This is a genomic window from Methanobrevibacter sp. (assembly GCF_045577275.1).
Lineage (GTDB): Archaea > Methanobacteriota > Methanobacteria > Methanobacteriales > Methanobacteriaceae > Methanobrevibacter.
On the sequence record NZ_JAZNIB010000300.1, the window covers coordinates 1 to 2,267 of the forward strand.

Genomic DNA, 2,267 nt, shown 5'->3' on the forward strand with positions numbered 1-2,267 from the left:
GTACGATTTATTCAATCATACCTACTATTAAGTATATACAAGACCATATATAAAGATTTTCGAATGCAAGTGCTTGCTTGCATGTTTAAATTGGATTTAAATAAAAAAAAGGAGTTTTTATAAAAAAATAGGGTTTAAAAAATGGATTTTGTTTAAAAAAATAAAATATAATGAGTTATATTTGATTTGGGGGAAAATAAAAAATGAGAATTTTTGGTGAAAAAATGATAATAAAAATTAATTTTCAATTAATTTATGAATCATAGAAAGGATAAAATCTCTTAAATAGTCTCTATTATACTTGTTTTCACCAGGACTTAATGGAAATGCACCTACAGACTCCAACTTATCGTCTAAATGTTCGTAATATAATCTCTTCTTCTCTCCAGGATAGAGAACATAAGCTCCAACAGTTCCAACTATTGCATCCTTATAGGCATGCATCTTAACTATATCTTCATTTTTAAAGGATTCGCTGTCAATATAAAGCTTATACTTGGCATCAAAATGAAGTATATGCTCTTTTTCACCATCACGAACAATCAAACTGTAATCCGGCCTTAATGTTACTGAATATGATTTGAATTCGTTGCTTGTTCTATAAAAAGATCTGTTGTATGTCAAATCCACTTCTATAGACCTGTCACCAACATTGATATAAAATGTATTTAAGAGATTATGCTTTAGGGAAATGGAAAATTCATCCTTATCCTCATCCTTCACTTTATCGAATATGTCACTGAAATCTATAGTGTTTATGGATATCTGATTCAATACATCAATAAGCTCAAAATAGCACCAGTATTCATAAAGTTCAAACAGCTTTTTCTCATTACCCTTAAACTCATTGGTAACTTCACTCCAATTAAGCTTGAATCCCATCTCAAACATAAGATAGTATTGGAGGATGTCACGATACCCCTCTTTTTTTTGAAGAAGCTGTGAATTTTAAGTAACATAATCCATCATACTTATATCTTTAAAGTACCTCTGTGAAAGATAAGCACTTATTGATTCTTTATAGATAAGAAGTTGGTCACGGATATATCCTTCGTGAGACTTTTTCAACAATTCGTTGATTAAATTGTCAATTGATTCCAAAAAGTTCTTGTAGAATCTGTTCTCAGGAACATCAATGTCATCAATATATTTTGTTTCATTGATCTTAAGTGGAATATGGCCTTTGGTACGTTCCTGCCACACCTCATCATCAGTCTTTGTCAGATTATCAGAATTAGAGAAAACATCTATTAAGTCATTTGGATTAATGTTGGATGCAAATGATGTAGGCACTTCTTCAACTGTGCTTGTAAGTGCGGAATATAAGTTTCTTGATAGATATTCTATTGTAGATGGAAGATTTTCATCCTTAAACAAATATTCAAGAAGCATGAAGTCTTCATAGCTTGATTTGTTCTGTAGATTGTCTAGCTCGAATGACTGGAACAATGGAGATTTAGATTCATAAAGCAGGCCTTGAGCATGCTTGGACAGGTCTCCAATCATGGCAGCATATTCTGTTGCATAATCTATCTTTCTTGAACGGACTTCAAATGGAATCTTAAAAATAGGTTTTTTGTCTTTGTATATGTCCAAATAGCTTTTTCCAACATAGGATCCGAAGGATAGGAATCCAATGTTAGTGTTTGAAACGAGCTCCAAGACTTCATCGGTAAATTTTAGCAATGAATGAAATATGTCTAACTGATTAAGATACTCCTTATCCAATTCATGGTTGGCATTGAAGGATAAGTTATACTTATGCTCCTCCAGAAGCATTAGGTTGACATTGCTCTCGCTGTTCTTATGGAATTGGATTGGAGTCCTGTTGTCGTATTCATAGACTATAGGAACATTATACAATGTTACAGTAGAATTTGAAGGTATATTGTATATTGAGCTGTCCAGTGTGATTTCTGTATGCTTTTCTACAATAGAATTTATGGATCGAGTAGAAAAATTGATGTCTATGGAAAGCTTGAAAGTTCCTAAGAGGTCTCCTTCCTCATTTTTGGCTGTTATTTTTATATATTGTTCCATATTATTACCATGAATTCAAATAATTGAAAATAGTTTGTAATTATCCTTACGAGCAATAATGTCAATTATTTCTATTTGCTTTTTTCTCTCGCTAACATAAAATATTATCCTATAATCCCCAACTCTAGCACGATGACATTTTGGGCATTTAATGCTAGTTAATTCTTTAAAACTAGAATCATATGGGTTTTCCAGAATTTTTAAATATTTTTTATGAATTCTTAATA

Annotated in this window: 3 protein-coding genes; all 3 read right to left on the reverse strand. The window is 31.4% G+C overall.

Annotated features, from left to right (window positions below; translation table 11 throughout):
• Positions 1 to 237: 237 nt before the first annotated feature.
• Positions 238 to 891 carry a nuclease domain-containing protein gene (locus ACKI67_RS08605; RefSeq protein WP_407463127.1) on the reverse strand — a complete coding sequence of 218 codons (654 nt, stop codon included), beginning with the start codon at positions 889 to 891 and terminating at the stop codon, positions 238 to 240.
• A 57-nt stretch (positions 892 to 948) separates the two neighbouring features.
• Positions 949 to 2,040: a DUF2357 domain-containing protein gene (locus ACKI67_RS08610; RefSeq protein WP_407463128.1), complete on the reverse strand. Its 1,092-nt coding sequence runs from the start codon at positions 2,038 to 2,040 to the stop codon at positions 949 to 951.
• A 15-nt stretch (positions 2,041 to 2,055) separates the two neighbouring features.
• A partial coding sequence (locus tag ACKI67_RS08615) for a type II toxin-antitoxin system RelE family toxin (protein WP_407463129.1) occupies positions 2,056 to 2,267 on the reverse strand: 212 nt, incomplete at its 5' end.